The sequence below is a fragment of the Wolbachia endosymbiont of Glossina morsitans morsitans genome (genome assembly GCF_000689175.1).
GTDB lineage: Bacteria > Pseudomonadota > Alphaproteobacteria > Rickettsiales > Anaplasmataceae > Wolbachia > Wolbachia pipientis.
In genome coordinates, this window is sequence record NZ_AWUH01000195.1 from 3,591 (window position 1) to 7,220 (window position 3,630).

4 protein-coding genes are annotated in these 3,630 nt (G+C 36.6%); 1 reads left to right on the plus strand and 3 read right to left on the minus strand.

What is annotated here, in order from left to right; all coding sequences use genetic code 11:
- Both WGMM_RS07025 and WGMM_RS05075 read right to left on the minus strand, forming a co-directional pair.
- A partial coding sequence (locus WGMM_RS07025; RefSeq protein WP_410543208.1) for a HesB/IscA family protein occupies positions 1–140 on the minus strand: 140 nt, incomplete at its 3' end.
- Between the two features lie 111 nt (positions 141–251).
- Positions 252–632 carry a hypothetical protein gene (locus WGMM_RS05075; RefSeq protein WP_038250963.1) on the minus strand — a complete coding sequence of 127 codons (381 nt, stop codon included), beginning with the start codon at positions 630–632 and terminating at the stop codon, positions 252–254.
- Between the two features lie 241 nt (positions 633–873).
- Between WGMM_RS05075 and priA the strand changes: the two genes are divergently transcribed.
- Complete coding sequence (gene priA / locus WGMM_RS05080; protein ID WP_038250965.1) at positions 874–3,204, plus strand: replication restart helicase PriA; 2,331 nt, start codon at positions 874–876, stop codon at positions 3,202–3,204.
- Positions 3,205–3,213: 9 nt separating this feature from the next.
- Here priA and petA read toward each other — a convergent pair.
- Positions 3,214–3,630 (minus strand): ubiquinol-cytochrome c reductase iron-sulfur subunit (petA, locus tag WGMM_RS05085; RefSeq protein ID WP_038250967.1); only part of this gene is annotated, 417 nt, incomplete at its 5' end.

Consider the following 3,630-nt stretch of genomic DNA (forward strand, 5'->3'; position numbering starts at 1 on the left):
AAATAGTATTTGAAGCCAGAACATCCACCACCTGAAACTGCAACTCGTAAAATGGAACTCTTATCCCCTTCCTGCTCTGCAAGAGAGTGGATTTTTTTTAGTGCATTATCAGTTAAGTTGATGTTGTAATTTGTTGACATAGTAACCACCGTTTATTATTGATAACTTATTATAGTAGAAATTTTACATGTCAAACAATAATTTTCTATTAAATTATGCATGTTTTCCAAGCAAAACAAAAGGGAGATACTTCAAAGAGCCAGAAGATGAGAATCGCAGCTGCTTTCAGCGTGAATCAAAGGGGCGCTGAATATATTCAGCGGGACAACGCGTGCTTGCCACCGCGAAACTAGTGCTTTATCATAGTGATTTGGGTTATAGATTGCATACGGAGGATAAAAACCATAATCTGCAATTGACGCTCCGTCAGGTGATGGTTCCATTGAGAATCCATAGTAATTAAGTGGAAGATTGGAGGTTAAATATTTACCGTTATCATCCCCAACGTGTAGCTCACTTCTACCATTGTGCTCACTATATTTGTTGTAGTAGATATAAAAATTCTCATGGTTAAGATTGAAGTGATCATCTAGATTATCGAATTGAATTGTACTGCCAAGCTTCTCCCGCAAAAGATTTTTGCTTTCATCTGTAAGCTTTATATGTGGAGAAAAGTATAGGTTCGCCTTTTTCTATTTCAAAGTTCAAAGTAATCTTGTCGTTGACCATTGGTAGCCTCCACAAATTCTATAAATCATTTTATTTATCAATCATACGGTCTGTACTATGAAAAATGTGTTAAACATTAAGATTTTCTCTGTACCGATTCATCTATATTGCCAAGCTTAATAAAGTTACAAGCTCTTTAAAACAATGTTAAACTCAATCACTATGGCAAAAACAGTTGACGTATTACTACCACTTCCAATTGATCAGTTATTTTCATATGCAATTGAGGAAAGTACTGAGATTTTACTTGGAGATTACGTAGTAGTACCATTTGGCAAAAAACGCTCAATCGGAATAGTTTGGAAATACAGTGATAAAAGTAACCGAGAATTAAAATTTATTGAGCAAAAAATCGATTTACCAAAATTGATTGCATTTGCAGAGTGGGTTGCGCAATACATCTTAATACCTATTAGTATGCTTGCCAAAGTGATAATGGGAGGAGTGTTAAAAGTAAATCACATAGATAAATTGGTTTGTGTTGAACAAAAGCAGGAAACAAGTGAAATAAGCTGCAAATTGAGTCCTGAACAGCAGGTAGCTAGTGATAAAATAATCAGCAATTTGAACGAATATTCAGTGACTTCGCTTGACGGTGAGACCGGGTCTGGAAAAACCGAAGTTTATCTCTCTGTGATTGCACAATTGATTAAGAATTACACTGCCGTTCCAAATGCTGCTCAGACTTTACCATCCCAGTGCCCAGAGACACAACTGTACGAACATTGTGATTTGGGTCTACAAAGAGGGTGTTATCCGAGTAGCCTGACACTGGGATCCAGTTTTTCATATAACCTCATTACAAATGTTTATTTTAACTTAAAACCAATACCTAATTTACAATCAAAATTCCTGGATTCCATTGTCAAGCACTGGAATGACACCTTTATACTCAAGGCAAAACCCACTGTAACATTTAGCATACCGTCTTTGCCACGTACTAGTATGACACCAGAATATGTTGAAATGACATCAGGAGAAGGTAATGCGCAAGTGCTAATCCTCTTGCCTGAAATTGTTTTAACTTCACAATTGGTAAACCGTATTCATGGTCAGATATCAAAAAACTTAGTTGAATGGCACTCAGAGCTCACTCCAAAAACTCGCCGGAATAATTGGCTCAGTATAGCGAATGGAAATGCGCAGATAATTATTGGTGCACGGTCAGCGCTTTTTTTGCCTTATAAAAACCTAAAATTGATTATCGTTGATGAAGAGCACGACTCATCTTTTAAACAAGAACAGGGAATTATATATAATGCTCGAGATATGGCGATAATCTTAGCCAAATTTGAAAATATTCCGATTATTTTATCATCAGCTACTCCACTGCTTGAAACGATTCATCATGTTAAAAACGGGAATTACAATCATGTAAAGCTAACTAAACGATTTGGTGGTGCAGAATTGCCACTCATTCAAGTAGTAGATATGAGGAATAACAAGCAATGGATCTCCTCTGAGCTTTTTGAAAGCATCAAACAAACCATAGAGAAAAAACAGCAGGTTATGCTTTTTCTAAACCGCAGAGGGTATGCACAACTGGCAATTTGTAAAAAGTGTGGATATAAAATTTCCTGCTTAAATTGTGCTGTTTGGCTTACATATCACAAGAAAAAAAATGCTCTTTTGTGCCACCACTGCTCTTATCAATTGAAACTTCCAGAAAAATGCTCTAATTGCCAAAGTGAACAGCCATTGTCCCTCTACGGCATAGGAATTGAAAGGTTGCTTGAAGAAATGGTGAAATTAATACCAAACGCAAAAACTGTGATGATAAGCAGCGATCAGAAGTCGGTTAGTAACGTAATTGACTTGATATTGAAAGAAGAGGTGAACATTATAATCGGCACACAAATAATTGCTAAAGGGCACAATTTTCCCAAATTAACTTTGGTTGGAGTAATGAATGCAGATTTGAGTCTCGAAAATTCTGATTTGAGAGCAGCGGAAAAGACGTATCAATTATTGCACCAAGTTGCAGGCAGATCAGGAAGGTTTAGTGAAAAAGGAATGGTAATAGTGCAAACTAATAATCCTGAAAGTTCAATAATAAAAGCATTGCTGCATCAAAAAAGAGACTCATTTTATGAAATCGAACTTAAGTCAAGACGCGAAGCCAAAATGCCACCATTTACCAGATTAATAGCGCTTATAATTTGTGGTAAGAATCAGATTGCAACACAAAAAGCAGCGAATGAAATAGTAAAATCTCTTCTTTGTCATCCAAGTAGCTTAACTACTTGTATCCAGGAAAAAAATGTAGGTGTAGACAAAAAGGAATTTGAAATTCTTGGCCCATCACCAGCAGCAATAAATTTTTTAAATAATAAGTATCGGCATAGGGTATTATTAAAAATACACAATAAACACAGTTTATCTATACAAAAAAAGCTGAAATATTGGATTAAAAATTGTAACTTGAATTCGAGTATTGCAGTGATAATAGATGTTGATCCTGTGAGTTTTTTTTAACGAGTTCCGTTAAGCCTTCTTGCCAATTACCACAACATTCTCACTGGGAAAAAAATAATCAGGTACAGCCATATTTTTCGGTGCAGGACCCCCAATCACTCGGCCTGATGTATCATAATATGAACCGTGGCAAGGACAGAACCAACCATTACCATCTCTTGTAGCGTGGTCAACCGGTACACACCCAAGATGTGTACATATTCCAAGCATAATTAACCATTCGTCTTTTCCTTCGTATACTCTCTGCTCGTCTAATTGAGGATCCCTCAAGCTCTTCACATTCACACCTCTTGCAGCTTCAATTTCTTGCTTTGTGCGTCTACGAATGAATACTGGTTTACCTTGCCACTTTACTTTTACTCCGTGTCCTTCCTGAATTCCAGACAAATTCACCTCCACTGTGGAAGTTGCTAGAACTTCAGCAGA

Coding starts and splice junctions, on each gene's coding strand:
- priA (WP_038250965.1), top strand. CDS start 874: ATGTTAAACTCAATCACTATGGCAAAAACAGTTGACGTATTACTACCA.